Consider the following 17,914-nt stretch of genomic DNA (forward strand, 5'->3'; position numbering starts at 1 on the left):
CTTCCTCTTGCAAGCGCGTTGTACATATCGGGGAACGTCCCGAATGCCTTCCCCGGATGCCCTGCGCGCCGGGGTTTCGGCATTTGTCCCTCTCTCCGCTAGCACGATTTCCTCTCTTCTCCTCAATAAAATGCTACTCCCGCCCTCCCTTTCGAATTGCTGATCCGGCGGCCTCAAATTATTGCGGCAACTGCTCGCAATCGTGCTGTATATGCGCTGATTCCGCCGCGTGACCGCGTGCTATAATGGCCGAGCCAGCTTATTTCGAGAGGAGTCTTAACTGTGGAAGCAGCTATTCCATCCCCCGCTACGGAGCGGGTTAGCATGAAATTCGTCACGCTTGTTTCGATCGTCGCCGCGCTCGGCGGCTTACTGTTCGGCTTCGACACGGCGGTCGTGTCGGGCGCCATCGGATTCATGGAAGAGAAATTCGCGCTTAGCCAAGTGCAAGTCGGCTGGGCGGTGTCCTGCCTCATCGTCGGCTGCGTCATCGGCGCCGCGATGTCCGGCGTCGCGAGCGACAAGTTCGGACGCAAAAAGGTGCTGATCGCCGCCGCCGTGCTGTTCGTCATCGGCTCGGTCGGCTCGGCGTTCCCGACCACCTTCACCGGCTACATCATCGCCCGCATGATCGGCGGCATCGGCATCGGGTTCACCTCGACGCTGTGCCCGCTCTACAACGCGGAGATCGCGCCGGCCAAGTACCGCGGCCGCCTGGTCGCGCTGAACCAGCTGGCGACGGTGACCGGCATTTTCATCACTTACTTCATCAACTCCGCGATTGCCGGCTACGGCGATCACGCCTGGGATATCGAGAACGGCTGGCGCTGGATGTTCGGCGTCGGCGCGATTCCCGGCCTGCTGTTCCTCGTGCTGCTGTTCTTCGTGCCGGAGAGCCCGCGCTGGCTCATCAAGCAAGGCCGCGCGGCCGAGTCGCTGCCGATTCTGGTTCGCATTCACGGCGAGGAAGGCGCGCGCCAAGAAGTGCTCGACATCAAGGCGTCGTTCAAGGAAGAGAATTCTTCGCTGCGCCAGCTGTTCAGCCCCGGCCTGCGCCTGGCGCTCATCGTCGGCGTCGTGATCGCGGTGCTGCAGCAGGTAACCGGCATTAACGCGGTCATGTACTACGCGCCGGAGATTTTCAAGGAGACGGGGGCCGGCACGAACGCATCGCTCTACCAGACGATCCTCGTCGGCTTGATCAACTTCCTGTTCACGATCCTGTCGCTGTGGCTCATCGACAGAGTCGGCCGGAAGGCGCTCTTGCTCGTCGGCTCCGCGTCCATGACCGTCTGTCTCGCCGCCATCGGCCTCGCGTTCCATACGGGCCATACGTCGGGTCCGCTCGTGCTCATCTTCATCCTGCTGTATGTCGCGTCGTTCGCGGTGTCGCTCGGCCCCGTCGTCTGGGTCATGCTGTCGGAAATCTTCCCGAACCGCATCCGCGGACGGGCGACGGCCATCGCCTCCATGGCGCTGTGGGCGGCCGACTACGTCGTGTCGCAATCGTTCCCCCCGATGCTGGACTCGTTCGGTGCGGCCTCGACCTTCTGGGTGTTCGGCTTCATGTCGCTGTTCACGGTGCTGTTCACGTGGCGCGTCGTGCCGGAGACCAAGGGACGGTCGCTGGAAGAGATCGAATCGCTGTGGGCGAAGAAATAAAAGAAGGCTTGAGATCGGCATGGTGCCGGTCTCAAGCCTTTTTGGCGTTTCAAAGCCGTTGCTAGCTGGCTGTTCTTCGTCTATCCTGGTCCCCCCCACTTAGCGACTCGCGCTTGGAGTTGCTTGTCCTTAGCTTTGAATTACTTTAGATGCTCAAGAATCTGTAAGGCCCTAAAGAAGTCATTCCCGGTATCATTTGTTGTTTTCTTTGCAAGCAGCCTCATTTCGTTAATTCTGTTCGTATACTCCTTGTTGATAATCAATTCCAAATCAGTCACTTCTGCTAATCCCTTCGTGATATAACCGACAGGGACGTATGGACTCCAAAACATGTACCGTATATTCTGAAAACTCGTCAAATAATTCAAAGCGTAATACTTTTGGTTCTCATGTTTAGTCTTTATCTTTTCAACCGTACTCCTGTTATCCACGTACAACGCTCCGAGCAAATGAGTGGTAACTTCACATAGATAAGCCGTATTAGTCACAAAATTCAAACCCACCACATCTAACTCATTCAATCCTTTTAGCCCTCCCCCTCTCGTTCGTACGTTATATTCGACGAAGTCACATTCCTCAATCTGTTTCAGATAAGCGCCGACAATTAGTTCGCCCATTTCGGTTTTCATATTTTGACTCCCTTTGTTGATGGTATTGGCTGTAATACGAGACGGGCAGCTGAAATATAACACTTTCGCTGTCCCTGCCCCGCTTCTCTTACTCTAGACGCCAAAAAGCCGGCCCGGCAAGCTCTCGCTCCCCGAACCGGCCCTCTATCTTAGTCGTGCAGCGCCGCCTGACGCTTGTACATGTCCTCGAGCACGAGGCACGCCATCGCCTCGACGACCGGCACGATGCGCGGGCAGATGCTCGGATCGTGGCGTCCGTGCGTCTCGATCGTCTGCTCCTGGCCGAAAATGTTCATCGTCTGCTGCGGACGCGAGATCGACGACGTCGGCTTAACCGCGATGCGGAAGACGATCTCGGCGCCGTTGCTGATGCCGCCGATGATGCCGCCCGCGTTGTTCGTGCGGTAGCCGCTCGCGTCCATCTCGTCGTTATGCTCGCTGCCGTTCATGGCCGCCGCCGCGAAGCCCGCGCCGAACTCGATGCCCTTCACGGCCCCGATCGACAGCATCGCCTTCGCCAGCTCGGCGTCGAGCTTGTCGAACACCGGCTCGCCGAGGCCCGGCTTCACGCCGCGGATGCGGCATTCGACGATGCCGCCGCAGCTGTCGCCGGCCGCCGCCAGCTCGTGGATCTTGCCGATCATCCGCTCGGCCGCGACCGGATCGCAGGCGCGGACCGGATTCTCCTCAATGACGCTCTCGTCGAACGTCTCGCATTCGATGCCGCCGAGCATCTTCGTGAACGCGACGATCGAGACGCCGCGGCGCTCGAGCAGCTTGCGCGCGACCGCGCCCGCCGCGACGCGTCCCGCCGTCTCGCGTCCGGATGCGCGTCCGCTGCCGCGATGGTCGCGGATGCCGTATTTCTCGAGGTACGTGAAATCCGCATGGCCCGGACGGAACGCGTTCTGAATGTCGCTGTACGCTTCCGGACGCATGTCGGTGTTCTGCAGGATGATGCACATCGGCGTGCCGGTCGTTTTGCCTTCGAAAATACCGGATACGATGTTGATCGTGTCATATTCCTTGCGCGGCGTCGTGACCGACGACTGCCCCGGCTTGCGGCGGTCCATCTGCTTCTGAATATACGCCGGGTCGAGTTCGACGCCCGGCGTGACGCCGTCCACGATGACGCCGACCGAGACCCCGTGCGATTCGCCGAACGTCGTGACTTTGAATACCTCTCCGTATGTGCTGCCTGCCATTGGCTTCTTCCCCCTAAACGTCCTTTACCTGAATGGTTATGTCCATTATAATTCGGTTCAAGACATTTAAGAAATTGAAATTCAGAACCCTTACCATAGAGGTGATCTATATCAATCGCATGATCAGCACGGAATGGTACCGGATTTTCCTCGCGACCGCCAAGCTCGGCAACTTGACGAAAGCCGCACAGGAGCTGCATATTACGCAGCCGTCCGTCAGCTACGCGATCAAGCAGCTCGAGAGCACGCTGGCCGTGAAGCTGTTCGACCGCTTGCCCAAAGGCGTGTCGCTGACGACGGAGGGCCGGGAGCTGCTCGACTACGTGGAGAAATCATTCGCCCTGCTCGAAGCCGGCGAGCATAAGCTGCGCGCGCTGAAAGATCTCGCGAGCGGCGAGCTGCGCATCGGGGCGAGCGGCCCGATGATCAAGCACTTGATCCTGCCCGCGCTCGACCGGATGCGCGCCGACTATCCCGGCATCCGCATTCGCCTCTCCCAAGGCAGTACGCCGGATATCCGGCAGCGGCTGAAGAGCGGCGAGCTGGATATCGGCTTCGTCCACCTGCCGCTGACCGATCCGGAGCTTACGGTGACGCAGCTGCAAACGGTGCAAGACTGCTTCGTCGTCGGTCAGGCCTACCGGGAATTAACCACACGTCCCATGACCGCCTTGGAATTAACGCGCGTGCCGCTCCTCCTGTATTCGCCCGGCAGCAGCACACGGCGCTTCGTCGACCAATGGCTCGCCTCGCACGGCCTCTCCGCGGAGGTCGATATCGAGCTGAACTCGCTCGACATGCTGATCGAGCTGGCCGAGCGGGGCTATGGCGCCGCCTTCCTTACGCGTGCCTATGTCGAATCGCAGCTGGAGGCAGGCCGGCTGTTCGAGCTCCAAGTGAAGGAGCCGATCCCGCCTCGCTCCGTCGGCATCGTCATACGAGCGGAGCAGTCGCTGCCGGTCGCGGCGGAACGGTTCCTCACGCTGCTGGGCGGAGGCGGGGGCGGACGCGATGCCCCTGACTCCGAAGATTAGCAAGGGGATATCGGCATGCGCAAAAACATCATATCTTGCTTACGACCGCGACGCTCCGCCGCTTTCTCAGGCATCCATATCAAAAAGCCTCCGGCACGCTTGTTCCCAAGCGGACCGGAGGCTTCTTCGCTTTTATTTGGTCGCCTTCGTATACTCCACCGCGCCGACGAGCATGACCGCCGCTTCGGCCCGGCTCGCCTGCGCGAGCGGCGAGAAGCGATTACCCGCGCTCCCTTTGACGATACCTGCATTAACCGCGGCCGCGACGCCCGGCTTCGCCCATGCCGCGATTTGGTTCGCATCGGCGAACGTCGGCTGCGCGGCGGGATCTGTCGCGATGCCGGCCGCCCGCACGATAATCGCCGCCATCTCCGCCCGCGTGATCAGCTGATCCGGCCGGAACGAGCCGTCGGCATACCCGGATACGACGCCGGCAGCCGCCGCTTCGGCGATATACGTGCTGGCCCAAGACGGAATCTTGGCTGCGTCGGCGAACTTCGGCGTGATGCCGTTCGTCGGCTTCAGCGCGAACGCCCGCGTGATCATCGCCGTGAACTCCGCCCGCGTAACCTTCGCCTGCGGTCGGAACGTGCTGTCATCGTAGCCCATGATGATGCCGAGCGCGGCAGCCTTCTCGATGGACGTCTTGGCCCAATGCCCCGCAATATCCTTGAACGCGATCGCAGCCACCGTCTTCGCCGAGATCGGAAGCGTGAGCTCCGCGCCGGCTTTCAGCGTCACCGAGGTCAGGTCGCTCTTGACCAGCTTCACGTCGCCGAGCGATAGCTTCGCGGCGGCCGCCGCATCCCCGAGCACGTCGAACGTGACGGTGGCCAGCTGGACGGTGCCGTTATCGCCGGCTTCCTTGCCGATTTTGACGTGCGCGAACATCAGCTTCCCGCTCACATCTGCCTTTGGCACGGAGAATCCCGCGATCGGGCTGACCGTCTTCACATACTTCAACAGCTTCGGATCGTACGCAACGTTCAGCTCGAAGCCGTAGAGATCCGTCATATTTTCGCCCGTGATGGTCACGGTCGCTTGTCCGCCCGCTACCGGCTTCTCCGGACTAAGCGTCAGCTTGAATGCGGGCTCGCCCGCGGCGGCCGCTGCCGAGAATGGCGCGAGCGCTAAACATAATAAAAGTGCGACTAACCCCAATGATCCGATCCGTTTCTTCTTGCCCAAGAGAGACATCCTTTCCGTCGGTGGTATACCCTTCATAAGTTACGGTAATGCCGGGGTAGCGGTCTAATGCTGCTTGGACCATGCCAAAAGTCTGTCCGCCAGCTTTATTATATTATTAGCTACGTAATGTATCAATAAATTGTTTGAAAAATGTAACCGCTTAATCGCTTGCGCGGCAAGGCGTTGACCAACTGGCTGGCAGTTGATCGCAACTAGCGAATCGCGAATTGCGAACGGCTAAACATAAGGACCAAGGGCCCCCGGTCCATTGGCTGGCGGTTGAGCGCAGCGGGCACAGCTAAAAAGCCGCCCAGGCTGCGACGTCAGCACTAGCGGCTTTTCGGGTTGATTATGCGCCGTCCGCCCGCGCAGCCCGGCTGGAGAAGCGGCGGACCGAGACGAACAGCGCCAGCAGGCAGATGCCCGCGGCGGTCCAGAACACGGCGTGCAGCGCGGTCAACATCGCGCCGCCGTCCGGCTGTGCGGAAGCTTCCCCGCCCTGCCCTGCCACATGCCCGAGCACGGATGAATAAAGCGAGACGCTCACCGCGATCCCGGTCACCATCCCGATATTGCGCACGAGCGCGTTCAATCCGCCCGCGGTGCCCAGCCGCGGCTTCGGCACCGCGCCCATGACGCTCGCATTGTTCGGCGATTGGAACAAACCGCCCCCCAGCCCGAACAGCGCCAAATGCGCGGCAAGCACCCCTGCGCTCTCGTCCGCCGTCAGCGTGTTCAGCAGCGCGAACGCCGATGCGTTGACGAGCAGGCCCGCCGTCGTTAGCCAATTCGGCCCGAACCGGTCCGACAGCCAGCCGGAGATGGGCGCGACCACCGCCATCGTCAGCGGATTGACCATCATCGTATAGCCGGTCTGCTCGGGCGAATAGCCAAGCACGTTCTGCATGTAGAACGGCATCATGACGTTCATGCAGAACAGCGCGACGAACGAGAGCAGCGCCGTCGTATTGCCGACGGCAAAGGCGCGGATGCGGTAGAGGCTAAAGTCGAGCATCGGATACGTCAGCCGCCGCTCGTACAGGTAGAACGCCGCAAGCACGAGCACCGATCCCAAGCCGCCGGCCAACGTCCAGGCGGAGCCCCAGCCCCAATCCTGCGCGTTGGAGAGCACATACAAGAATAACACCATGCCCGTCATGAACAGCACAGAACCCGTGTAATCGAAAGGCTCCCCTTTCTTCGCGGCCTTGGCTCTGGGCAGCAGGTACAAACCGGCCAAGAAACCGATCATCCCGATGGGGACGTTGATCCAAAAAATCGATTCCCAGCCCAACTGCCCGACCAGAACCCCGCCGAGCGCCGGACCTGACAACGAACCAAGCGATACTGTCGTACCCGTAATTCCCATTGCCCGACCGCGTTCGTTGGCGCCGAACGCCTCGGCCACGATCGCCTGACTGTTGGCCATCAAGCAGGAAGCGCCGAGCGCCTGGACGATCCGGGAGACGATCAAGAGCGCGAGCGAGTCGGCCAGCGCGCACATCGCCGATCCGACGGCGAAGGCGATGAAGCCATAATTGTAGATCCGGCCCCGTCCGAGCAGGTCGGATATTTTGCCCGCGATTGGCAGCGTGGCGCAAATCGTGAGCAAATAGGAGGTCAGCACCCACTGGACAACATGGACCGGCGCGCCCAGCTCCGCCGATATGGTGGGCAGCGCCACGTTGGCGATACTGCCGTCCAGCGTCGCCATGAAGGTGCCGACCGATACGTTGGCCAGAATCAGCCAGCGGTTGCGGGTCATTGTATGCCTCTCCTCTCTCGATCGCGCTGCCTTGCCAAGTAATTGAAATTTGTATACCGTTTGAATAGAGATAGAGTCAATCTTGCGAATGGAGGCGATTCGAATATGTCCGCCAGTACGATCCGGGAAATCCAGGCAGCCGATGCGAGCGAGATTTATGCATTAAACCAAGACTTCAACCCGAATTTCCGCGCTTTCGGCGAAGAGCAGGTCAGGCGGAAGATCGACATCATCGCGACGAAGACGAACGATAAAATTTTTGTATTTGAGCAAAACGGCAAAGTCGTCGGCTACATTCACGGCAGTCCGCACGAATTGCTGTTTGCCGATTCCCTCATCAACATCCTCGGCTTCGTCGTCAGCGCCGAACTCCGCAATCAGGGGATCGGCGGCCGCTTGATCGCCCATCTCGAACAATGGGGAGAACGATCCGGCTACTCTGGCATCAAGCTCCTAACCCACCCCAGCCGAACGGCAGCTCACCGGTTCTATGAACGGCGCGGCTATGTGTTTACGAAGGATCAGAAGAATTATATCAAAACCTTCGAAAATGGCGATAACGCGATAGAGAGAGAGTAACCTCAGCGAATGAGCGAATCTCTAAGGAGGTAAAGACCATGAATCTATCCATTCGAACCGATCTCCCGCGCAAAGACGATTACTTCGCGCTTTATCAAACGACGGGGTGGAATGAGAATGGCCGTTGGACGGCCGATATTCTCCACGAGGCGTTGAAAAACAGTTGGCATCTCGTCACCATCTATCATGGCGACAGACTCGTCGCATCGGGGCGCATCGTATCAGATGGGTTCATTCAATGTTTGATCTGCGACATGATTGTTCTGCCTGAGTATCAGAGTCTCGGGCTTGGAAGAACGGTTCTGAATGCCATTCTCGAACATTGCCAAGCGAGCGGGATTCGATGGGTTCAACTGGCTTGCGCCAAAGGCAAGAAGGGCTTTTATGAACGCTTTGGTTTTCAGGAAAGAGCATCCGATGCTCCTGGCATGCAGCTATTCTTGTAAGTTGCCCTAACTCCACCCTTTGCCGACCACCTCGTGCGCGTCGCTGAAAATAACGAACGCATCGGGATCGGCCTCTTTGACGATGTTCTTCAGCTTGCCCGTCTCGTTGCGGCTGATGACGCAGTACAGAATCTCCTTCGGCTCGCGCGTGTAGGCGCCTTTGCCGCTGAGGAACGTGACGCCCCGCTTCATCTGCTGCAGCACGGCGGCGGCAATCTTGTCCGGCTCGTTCGAGATGATCGTCACCGCTTTGGCCGAATACGACCCTTCTTGGACGAAGTCGATCAGCCTCGCGCCGACCGTGATCGCGATCAGCGTGTACATCGCCCGCTGCAGGTCGAGATAGATGAGCGACAGCACAATGATGATCATGTCGGTCAGGAACAGCGTCTTGCCGAGGCTCCAGCCCCAATACTGCCGGCACAGCAGCGCGACGACGTCCATCCCGTCCGTCATCCCGCCGTAGCGGAACACGATGCCCAGCCCTATGCCGACGAAAGCGCCCGCATAGAGGGACGCCAGCAGCGGATCGTCCAGCTTCTTGGAGGCGAATTCGAACGCGTACAGGAAGACCGACAGCGATACCGCGCCGATGATGGCATAGATGAAGCTCGTCCGCCCCATCACCTTCCACCCGATGAGCAGCAGCGGAATGTTGATCAGGAAGCTGGAGACGCCCGGATTCCAGCCGAGCAAATAGTTCAGAATGAGCGAGACGCCCATTATCCCGCCTTCGGCCAGCCCGTTGGCGATATTGAAATAATTAATGCCGAACCCCATGATCGCCGATCCGATCATGATGGCCATGACGTTGACAAGCTTGATATTCTTCACGATCCCGCTCCTACCGGTTATGGTTCTTCTACTAAAATAACCTCGGTTAGCCGCAACTAACCGAGGTTCCTAAATCGATACCAACCTCTTAATTTAGGCCGATTCCTTGTTACCGACCTTCTCCACATCCACGCGGCCGGAGAAGAAGGTGGCGCCGCCGCCCATATCGGCGACGCGCGCAGGGGTGAGCGCGTTGAGCGTATCGCCGCCGCGCTCCGGATCATCGGCCCACAGACCTTGGCTGAGCACGACGCCCGGCAGCAGGTCCGCGCCGACCGCGGCGGTCAGGACGCAGGATCCGCGATCGTTCCACACCCGAATCCGGTCGCCGGTCGCGATGCCGCGGGACGCCGCGTCCGCCTCGTTCATGTGCAGCTTCGGCGTCTTCTCCATGCGCACGTGCTTCTCGTTGTGCGAGAACGTCGAGTTCAAGAAGTTGTGGTTCGGCGCCGGAATGTATAGAAACGGCAGGTCGCCGTCCTCGACGAGCGGCGTGTACGTCGGCAGCGCCGGGTAGCCTCTGCGCGCCATCCTCTCCGACTTTAGCTCGATCTTGCCGCTCGGCGTCGGGAAGCCGGTCTCGAGCAGCGGGCGCACTTGGCCGCGGACGAATTGGTGCTCCACGAGCGACTCGTACGTGATGCCCTCCAGCACCGGATTGCCCGAATCGGCCAGCGATTGACGAATCAGTTCCTCGTCGGAATCGTACAGCGCCGGCTCCTCGAACCCCATCGCCGCGGCCATCAGCCGGAACACGTCCGTGTTCGACTTGCTCTCGCCGTAGGGCAGCATGACCGGCTCTTGAATCTGCACGTAGTGGTGCCAGTACGACGCGTAGAAATCCAGGTTCTCGTACGAGGACGTCGCCGGCAGCACGATGTCGGCGTACTTCGCCGTTTCCGTCAGGAACAGCTCGTGCACGACGGTGAACAGATCCTCCCGCTCGAGTCCTTGCCGCACCTTGTTCGCATCCGGTGCGACGACGGCCGGATTGCAGTTGTACACGTACATCGAGCGCACAGGCGGGTCCAGCTCCGTCAGTGCTTGGCCGAGCAGGTTCATGTTCACGCGCCGCGCCGATTTGTTCTTGCGCAAGTCCGGCCGCTGCAGCGCGCGCACGTTATGCTCGAGATAGCCGCCGTTGCCTTTGATCGCGCCGCCGCCCTGATGCCGCCACGCGCCCGTCACCGCGGGCAGACAGGCGATCGTCCGGATGCACATGCCGCCGTTGTCGTGGTGCTGGGGCCCGTTGCCGATCCGGATGAACGACGGATGCGTGCCGCCGTACAAGCGGGCCAGCTTGTAGATATCCTCGACCGGCACGCCCGTGATCGACGACACCAGCTCCGGCGTATACGGCTTCACCTGCTCGCGCAGCTCCTCCGCGCCGACCGTGTACTGCTGCAGGAACGCCTCGTCTGCCATGCCCTCCGCGAACAGAATATGCATAAGTCCGAGCGCCAGCGCCGCGTCCGTGCCCGGCAGGATCGGAATGAACCAATCCGCCCAGCGTCCGGTCTGATTCTTGTGCACGTCAATGACGACGATCTGCGCCCCGTTCTTGCGCGCCTTCTCCGCGAGCATGACCTGGTGCATGTTCGTGGACGCCGCATTGATGCCCCACATGACGATCAGCTTCGCGTTCACCGTCTCCTCGGGGTCGGTGCCGACGCTGCCGCCCATCGTGTAGCTGTAGCCTTGCGAGCCCGCGGCCGAGCAAATCGTATACTCGAGCTGGGTGGAGCCGAGATAGTGGAAGAACCGGCGGTCCAGCCCCTCCGTGCCGATCATGCCCATGTTGCCGTAGAACGAATACGGCATGATGGATTCCGGTCCTTCCTCGGCGATCAGCGTCTTCCACTTGCTCGCAATCGTCTCGATCGCTTCCTCCCAGGTGATGCGCTCGAACACGCCCTCGCCCTTCTTGCCGACGCGCTTCATCGGGTATTGCAGCCGTTTCGGATCGTACAGCCGCTCCGCCACGTTCCGCACTTTATTGCAAATTTTGCCCTGCGTCACCGGGTGCGAAGGATCTCCCTCGACTTTGACGATCCGGCCGTTCTCTTTATGAATAAGCAGCCCGCATTGATCCGGGCAGTCCAGCGAGCACACGGAGGGGAATACTCCCGTCTCTTGTTCCGCAAAACGCGTCATGGTCTTCGTTCCTTTCGCTCTCGCCTACCGAGCGCCCTCCGGCGCTTTTCGGGGTTCAATATCGTAAGAATCGTATCTTCTATCCTACCATATTTCGCCCCGGCAAGGCATCGACAAAATCAGGCTTTCGCGCCATCGAGCGACGTCCCCGCTGCACAACAGACCCCGATGCGCGTGCCCCGGGGTTTAGCAAGAAAAAATTCCAATTCGACAAAATCCTTCATTTTTCAACCATTTACAATGGTCTTTCGCCGAGATACAATGTACTCCATGGTTTCCAAAACCCATCGAAACGCGCTCCCCGCAAGGCCGCGAAATCCCACTTTTAGGAGAATCCACACGTTCATGACCACGGTTCCAACTTATCTTAGCTTCCCTTACACATACATCGCCGGCGAGAATTATTTGCTCGTCGTGGATGCCGATCACGAAGTCATCGAGCTTATTCCCTATCTCGACATGCGCTTGTCGCGAAGCGGCGACAAGGATGCGCAGTCTGCCGCCATTGCCGTCACCTTCAGCTCGCGCCAGCAAGAGCCTTTCCTGATCGCAAGCAATGGCGAAGCAGACCTGAACGCGTTCCACGATACCTTGCTCGCCAAAGTGAATGACCGGTGCCAGGCATCCGCCTAAAATGTCCGCCCCATCCATCCGCAACCGCCTCCCGCAGCATAAATCCACATTCCGGATTGATCCTATAGATGCGCGTGCATAGAACGCCAGATTCGACGCCGAGAAGCGCCTTGATCGGCTTGCTGATCAATTGGCGACTTTTTGGACAACCTCCATAGGGGTAATGTTCGATAGGAGGAGGGATTTCCATGAGCTTGTACCATTTGTATTACATCATCATCTTCAGCGTCCTGCTAGCGCTCGGGATCGGAGGCATGGCCTGGTTCGTGTTCCACCGTCGCAAAAAAAAGGCCCCATGACCATCCGTCCTGCGCATGCCTACCGGATAAACGCCGAACCCGCGCATGAACCGTCATGCGCTTTTTCGCCTGAGCCGCCATCCTTGCCCCACGCTGCTATCTCCTGTCCAAGCCGAACAAGCGCGAACCGGACGGCGCGCGCTTGCTGGGCTTATTTGTTATGCGCTTGGCAGCGGAACGTCTCCGCCTTACCGCTGATCCCGCGGCGGCTGCGCCTTCGCTTTGGCCGATGCGGCCGGCGTCTCCTCCGGCAGCTCCCGGGCGTTCATCCCCGGCACCTCGCGCGGCACGAATTCCATCTCGCTTGACGAGTAGAGGACGACGTACATTTTGCCGTGCACGGCGTTCGCGCGGATGAGCACCGGCTGATTGTACGGGTTACGGAACACGAAGTCCGGTCCGTCCCAGCTGACGGTGGCATCTCGTCCGGGGCGCACGTACGGCACGCTGCGGCTGTGCGAATACCGCGCCTTGATTTCGAGACCCGCACGGTCGGTCGCGTTGAAGAGCGTGGACGACACCTGGCAGATGCCGCCGCCCACGCCCTCCGACAATTCTCCACGCACGATCACCGGCGCCTCCAGATAACCATTCTCCTTCGTTCGCCTGCCAACCACCCGGTTGAACGAGAATTGCTCGCCCGGGAACACGACGGCATTGTTGATCGCCTTCGCCGCAAGCGCGATATTGTGCGCGCGGTTATGGTTGCGCGGGTTGAAATACGTCACGTAATAGCCGATCGGCCGGCGGCGGATCGACGCGAGCAGCTCGCGATCGACGCGCGCGGCGACCGGCCGCAGCGGCGCTTCGACGAAGGCCGCCCCCTCCCCGTAGAAGTACCGGTAGAACTGTGCCGTGAAAGCCCGTTCATCCAGCCGCCGCCCTTGTCGCTCCGCGATCATCCGGCCGTCTTCGGCGATGTAGGCGTTCGCCGGCGCGAGGTACGCCCGCTTCGACAAGCTTGCGATCAACCGGTCCATTTGATCCAAATCGATCATCGTCACGCCAGGCAGCGCATAGTCCGCCCGCACCACGGCGAGCGGCTCCGCGCCCTGAAGCGCGATGGTCATGGGCTCCGCGCTCCCGCCGCTAAGCTGCAGCAGCGCGAGCAGCGCCGCCGCCCATCCCGCCTGCATACGCGTCACCTCCTGGGAAGATAGGTCTTATCCGAATTCGACATGTTCCATTCGCCAAGGCTGCCACGGCGCCGCGCGCCTCATTCGGAAGACGATCCGCCGCTCCTCCTTGCCGCCTTCCTTCCAATAGATCGTGGCCCGAACGGCGCGCTCCGTCTCGAGCAAGCCTTCGTCCTCGGCCGGCGGCAGCTCGGTCAGCTGACGCACGGCCGTGATCGTCGCCACGTGATGCTGCATCGCAGGCAATTGCTCGTGATGGCGGCTTGGGAAGAGCATCGCCATCAGCTCCCGCTCCTTCTGGTTAATCGCCGTGAAGAACAACGACACGAGCTCCTCCGGCGAGGCTCCCCGGACGAGATCCGGCAGCCGTCCGGCCGCCTTATGTACCATCACCTGGTGATCGTGGTCGACGCTTCGCGTTTTGTGCGTGCTGCTGCCCAGGAAATGAATGCAGAAGTGGCCGCTGAAGTCGTTATCCGGTATGCCGTCGCCGCCATGCGGCATGCCGTGCATGGAAGCGGCCAGCCGGTAGCCGCCCTTGCTGACGAGGATGGCGCGCCGCTTCCAGGTCCATTTGCCGTTGTAAATGCGCTTCATGACCGCGGTATCCTGCTTCGTCAGCGGCTGCACGTCGGCATGCGTGCTGCCGGCACGCCGCTGAACGGCGAATTGAAGGCCGCTCTCGAGATCGGTCACCGTGAAGATCGACTTCATCGTCAAGATTTTCGCCGCTTCGGGCCATGCTAACAGCTCGCCATAGTGAACCGAGCGCAGCAGCGTCAAATAGCCCTTCAGCTCCGTCCGCATGCGGCCGGGCAGCTGAACAAAGACGCGTCCTTCCGGCTCGTACAGACCGAAATCCGAATCGACGACGTAGCGCGTCCCTCGTACCTCCAGGTATACATCCGAGACCGGCTCGGGCTGCTTGTCCATCACGGGCGACTTCCCGATGATGCGCGACCAGCGGCCGGTGTCGACGGGCAGCTCGGTCTCGAGCTTCGCGGTCCGCGAAATTTTGACGAGCAGCCGGCCCTCCGCCTCCTTCTCCGCCGGGCTTCCGTGAGCGGAGCCGGCAAGCAGGAAGCTGGCCGCACCGCATAACAACAGGCTTTTGATCAAGCCGGACATGCCTTACCCCTCCATCATGTGTCGCTTGTATCCATACTCGATACTGCAACCGCTTCTGGTATAGGATGCCAAAGGTTTCTTTTTCCTATTCCCTTCCGCCAAATATGAAAAAACATTCACGCCTGAGCGCGGCCGCTCGTGAATATACTCCATTAGAATCATTCCCAAAGGAGGGGTTACGGGTGCAGCAATTCGAATTGCAGCTGCAGAACGGCTATGGCCTGATTGCTTTCACATCGAACCGCGGGGGAGCCTTCGCGATCTGGCTCTACCGTCCGTCCGACGGGTGGTGCGCCCCTCTCACCAGAGGTCTTGCTGTAAGCGCATCCATTCCGTACTGGTCGCCCAACAAACGCAAGCTCGCCTTTATCGGGGAACAAAGCCGGGTATACGTCGTCGACGCGCTGACCGGCGCCGTGCTGGCGCTCAATCGGATCGAGCCGTATACGTTCCTCGACTGGTCGCCGAGCAGCCGGATCATCGGCTTCTCCGTCCCCGAAGGCATCACGCTGTACGATACCGTCTCTCATCAAGCGGCTGCCATCCACCATCCCGGCGCGTACGATTTGAATTGGTTCCCGAGCGGCCGGGAGCTGCTGTTCGCGGCGCCGGACGCGGACGGGAACGGACAGCTGTTCCGCGTGCGGACGGACGGCGGCGGTCTCCAGCAGCTCACGGATCAGAAGGAAGGCCCGATCCATCATGTCCGCTTATCGCCCGATGGCAGCCGCGTGCTCTACACGTACCCGGGCGCGAGCATCTCGCTCATTGCCACGCTAGAGCTGGCCACGGGCGCCGTTCACCGGCTTGAAGGCGGACCGCTGTCGAAGAACGCCAATCCCGTCTGGTCCCCGGACAGCCGCAGCGTCGCCTACAGCGCCACCGTCTGGGAGAACGAGCGGTACAGCGCGCAGATCGAGACCGACCTCGCGCAGGGAGGACGCCGCCAGACGATCGCGACCGCAAGCTGCTATGCCTCGGTCGTCAGCTGGTCGCCGGACGGCAATCTCATCGCGTACACCTCCGGGTGCCGGGAGACCGGAGACGAAGCGACGCAAATGTGGGTGGCAGACGCAGATTTGCGTCGCGCGCCGCTGCAGATCGTGGACGATGCGGCCGTTACGTCGCTGCAGTGGTCGCCGTCATGAGCGGCTAAGCGGATGGGTGTACGTTCCCAACCCGAAGATGGGGCATGCGGCATGCGGCAACCACCTGGATTTCAACAAAAAGGCTGAGACAGCATGCCGCTGCTCAGCCTTTTTGCCTATCACCAATCCGTATTACGATAACAAATTCAGCTTCACCGCCGCGGTGACCGCCTTCACCCGGTTGTTCACCTGCAGCTTATCGAAAATATTCCGCGTGTGCACCTTCACCGTCTCCGGCGAGAGGACGAGTTTCTCCGCGATCTCCTTCTTGGTCAATCCGGCCGCCAGCTCCCGCAGCACCTCCGTCTCCCGCTCGGTCAACGGGGAAGGGGGCGCGATCGCCGCTCCCGTCCGGGGCTTGCCCAAGCCTGGCGCTCCGCCGCCGAAGTAAGCAAACAGCTGATGCACGTAATGAATTTGGGAAGCGAGCATGGCGAGCACCCCGAACCGCTCCGGCTCGAAGACGCCCGCGGTCAGCTTGTTCTCCATGTACAGCAGGCCCAGCCATTCGCCCTGAATCGTGACGGGCATGCAGAGCATCGACTTCACCCCGGTGCGCACGACGTATTCGTTGCCCGCGAACATGCCGTCCCCGGCCGCATCCTTGAGCGCGAGGGTCCGGCGCTGCACGAGCGCATAACCGACCGCTTCGGCGCAGATGTCCGCGAAGCGCTCGAGCGGCGCGCCCGGCGACTCGAAGCGCCCGCCTTCCGAGATGGAGGCGGCATGCTCGATAACCGCGCCGGAGGGCGACAGCGAGAGATAGCAGGCCCGGTCGGCGCCGGCGATCTCGATCAGAATCGTCATCAGTTGGCGGATCAGCCGGCCGGTGTCCGCTTCCTGCGCGAACGCCTGCGAGGCGCGCATGACGGCGGCCAAATCGAGCATCTTTGCATAATCGAATCCGGCTTGCTCGGCGGAAGCCGACGGCTCGGCGTGCTCCGTCCCCGCCTGCAGCACCAAGACGGCGGCTTCGCCGGCGGACGAGGCGACCGGTACCGGCTGCTCGTGAAGACCCGGGTCGAATAGCCCGATCCGACCTTCGCGTTCCCAATCCGCCAAGCAGCGCTCCAGATCGGCGCGCAGCCCGCGCGCGCTCTGGTAGCGCCCCTGCACCGATTTTTCCAGCAGCTTCATGACGATGCGCGCAAGCATCGGCGGAACCGGCTGCGACGGATGATCGAGCGGCTCCGGCTTCTTCGCCATGTGGGCGTGCGCCCAGCCGAGCGGATCGGCGGCGTGGAAAGGCAATCGTCCGCCCGAGAGCATCTCGTAGCAGGTTACGCCGAGCGAGTAGAGATCCGTGCTCCCGCCGATCGGCTCGTTCATCCGTCCCGTCCGCTCCGGCGCCATATAGGGCGGACTCCCCTCGATCAGCGGCATGCTGCGCGCCTCCCGCCCTTCTCCGGTCAGGACGGAGTGGCCCATCCCCGTCACGAAGACGTGCTTCGTAGCCGGCACATAGATCAGCGTGTCCGGCCGAATATTCATATGCACGATATGCTGGTCATGCAGCTGCTCCAGCACGCGCGCGATTTGGATCGTCATCGATAAGAAAGAAGGCACATCGAGCGGCTGCATCCGCATATAATGCCGCAGCGTCAGTCCGTGAATCCACTCGCTGGCCAGAATGAGCCCATTGCCGCGGCGCAGCAAGTTTAACGGCCTCAGCACACCGGGTATATCAAGATTACCGGCAATCTCGTATTCGTTCATCAGCTTCGCGTTCTCCAGCATGGCCCGCGGACCGTCCTTCACGAGCTTCAGCAGCACCGCTTGGCCCGAAGCTTCGTGCTCCGCGCGGCATACGCGAATGAAGCCGTCCTCGAAGATGAGCTCGCGAATGAGGTAGCCTGGAATTTCAGTCATGAAGTCCCCTCCCATTCCTGCTTCCATTATACTAGGGGAACCGTCCGAGAGTCGAATGGTGACGAAAAAAAGCTAATTCCTGTAAGCGCACTCCCCTAATGGGCGTACCGCCGGAATAATTTTCTGAATTGTATAGACAATTTGGTTGATTTTTCTAAAGCGCTTACATATAATGAGAATATGAGCTAGTGAAGGAGGAATTAAC

The 17,914-nt window shown here is 60.6% G+C and carries 16 protein-coding genes; 7 read left to right on the plus strand and 9 right to left on the minus strand.

Features of this window, described 5'->3' with window-relative positions; genetic code table 11:
* Window positions 1-261 precede the first annotated feature (261 nt).
* Entirely contained in the window at window positions 262-1,662 is a 1,401-nt protein-coding gene (locus tag ACFSKT_RS15145; RefSeq protein WP_377721991.1) for a sugar porter family MFS transporter, read from the plus strand.
* A 140-nt stretch (window positions 1,663-1,802) separates the two neighbouring features.
* Here ACFSKT_RS15145 and ACFSKT_RS15150 read toward each other — a convergent pair whose 3' ends face one another.
* A complete protein-coding gene (locus ACFSKT_RS15150) occupies window positions 1,803-2,291 on the minus strand; it encodes a hypothetical protein (protein ID WP_377721815.1) in 489 nt (162 codons plus the stop codon).
* Between the two features lie 149 nt (window positions 2,292-2,440).
* Window positions 2,441-3,496 carry a chorismate synthase gene (gene aroC, locus ACFSKT_RS15155; protein ID WP_377721816.1) on the minus strand — a complete coding sequence of 352 codons (1,056 nt, stop codon included), beginning with the start codon at window positions 3,494-3,496 and terminating at the stop codon, window positions 2,441-2,443.
* A gap of 119 nt (window positions 3,497-3,615) precedes the next feature.
* Here aroC and ACFSKT_RS15160 point away from each other — a divergent pair, with 119 nt between their 5' ends.
* Window positions 3,616-4,530 (plus strand): LysR family transcriptional regulator, encoded by a 915-nt coding sequence (locus ACFSKT_RS15160; protein ID WP_377721817.1) that lies wholly within the window; start codon window positions 3,616-3,618, stop codon window positions 4,528-4,530.
* A gap of 132 nt (window positions 4,531-4,662) precedes the next feature.
* On the opposite strand, the gene ACFSKT_RS15165 is transcribed toward ACFSKT_RS15160, so the two are convergent.
* Both ACFSKT_RS15165 and ACFSKT_RS15170 read right to left on the minus strand, forming a co-directional pair.
* Window positions 4,663-5,718 carry an S-layer homology domain-containing protein gene (locus ACFSKT_RS15165; RefSeq protein ID WP_377721818.1) on the minus strand — a complete coding sequence of 352 codons (1,056 nt, stop codon included), beginning with the start codon at window positions 5,716-5,718 and terminating at the stop codon, window positions 4,663-4,665.
* Window positions 5,719-6,067: 349 nt separating this feature from the next.
* Complete coding sequence (locus ACFSKT_RS15170) at window positions 6,068-7,483, minus strand: MFS transporter (protein ID WP_377721819.1); 1,416 nt, start codon at window positions 7,481-7,483, stop codon at window positions 6,068-6,070.
* Between the two features lie 105 nt (window positions 7,484-7,588).
* Here ACFSKT_RS15170 and ACFSKT_RS15175 point away from each other — a divergent pair, with 105 nt between their 5' ends.
* Window positions 7,589-8,062, plus strand: a complete 474-nt coding sequence (locus ACFSKT_RS15175) for a GNAT family N-acetyltransferase (protein ID WP_377721820.1) — start codon at window positions 7,589-7,591, stop codon at window positions 8,060-8,062.
* A gap of 38 nt (window positions 8,063-8,100) precedes the next feature.
* The gene (locus tag ACFSKT_RS15180; RefSeq protein WP_377721821.1) at window positions 8,101-8,508 is read left to right on the plus strand and encodes a GNAT family N-acetyltransferase; all 408 of its coding nucleotides are present in this window, start codon (window positions 8,101-8,103) and stop codon (window positions 8,506-8,508) included.
* A gap of 6 nt (window positions 8,509-8,514) precedes the next feature.
* Here the strand turns inward: ACFSKT_RS15180 and ACFSKT_RS15185 are convergent, their stop codons facing one another.
* Complete coding sequence (locus tag ACFSKT_RS15185; RefSeq protein ID WP_377721992.1) at window positions 8,515-9,345, minus strand: YitT family protein; 831 nt, start codon at window positions 9,343-9,345, stop codon at window positions 8,515-8,517.
* A gap of 90 nt (window positions 9,346-9,435) precedes the next feature.
* Window positions 9,436-11,496, minus strand: a complete 2,061-nt coding sequence (locus ACFSKT_RS15190) for a molybdopterin oxidoreductase family protein (RefSeq protein WP_377721822.1) — start codon at window positions 11,494-11,496, stop codon at window positions 9,436-9,438.
* A 345-nt stretch (window positions 11,497-11,841) separates the two neighbouring features.
* Here ACFSKT_RS15190 and ACFSKT_RS15195 point away from each other — a divergent pair, with 345 nt between their 5' ends.
* Together ACFSKT_RS15195 and ACFSKT_RS15200 are read left to right on the plus strand one after the other, a co-directional pair.
* Window positions 11,842-12,129, plus strand: coding sequence for a hypothetical protein (locus tag ACFSKT_RS15195; RefSeq protein WP_377721823.1), 288 nt, complete (start codon window positions 11,842-11,844; stop codon window positions 12,127-12,129).
* 188 nt (window positions 12,130-12,317) lie between these two features.
* The gene (locus tag ACFSKT_RS15200; protein ID WP_377721824.1) at window positions 12,318-12,428 is read left to right on the plus strand and encodes a PEP-CTERM sorting domain-containing protein; all 111 of its coding nucleotides are present in this window, start codon (window positions 12,318-12,320) and stop codon (window positions 12,426-12,428) included.
* A gap of 188 nt (window positions 12,429-12,616) precedes the next feature.
* Here ACFSKT_RS15200 and ACFSKT_RS15205 read toward each other — a convergent pair whose 3' ends face one another.
* Window positions 12,617-13,564 carry a VanW family protein gene (locus ACFSKT_RS15205; RefSeq protein WP_377721825.1) on the minus strand — a complete coding sequence of 316 codons (948 nt, stop codon included), beginning with the start codon at window positions 13,562-13,564 and terminating at the stop codon, window positions 12,617-12,619.
* Window positions 13,565-13,591: 27 nt separating this feature from the next.
* Window positions 13,592-14,692, minus strand: coding sequence for a hypothetical protein (locus ACFSKT_RS15210; protein WP_377721826.1), 1,101 nt, complete (start codon window positions 14,690-14,692; stop codon window positions 13,592-13,594).
* Window positions 14,693-14,874: 182 nt separating this feature from the next.
* On the opposite strand from ACFSKT_RS15210, the gene ACFSKT_RS15215 reads away from it, so the two are divergent.
* Complete coding sequence (locus ACFSKT_RS15215) at window positions 14,875-15,840, plus strand: TolB family protein (RefSeq protein WP_377721827.1); 966 nt, start codon at window positions 14,875-14,877, stop codon at window positions 15,838-15,840.
* Between the two features lie 132 nt (window positions 15,841-15,972).
* Here the strand turns inward: ACFSKT_RS15215 and ACFSKT_RS15220 are convergent, their stop codons facing one another.
* Window positions 15,973-17,709 (minus strand): protein kinase domain-containing protein, encoded by a 1,737-nt coding sequence (locus ACFSKT_RS15220; RefSeq protein WP_377721828.1) that lies wholly within the window; start codon window positions 17,707-17,709, stop codon window positions 15,973-15,975.
* Between the last annotated feature and the right edge of the window lie 205 nt (window positions 17,710-17,914).

Source organism: Paenibacillus xanthanilyticus, from assembly GCF_042682185.1.
GTDB classification, from domain to species: Bacteria; Bacillota; Bacilli; order Paenibacillales; family Paenibacillaceae; genus Paenibacillus_Z; species Paenibacillus_Z xanthanilyticus.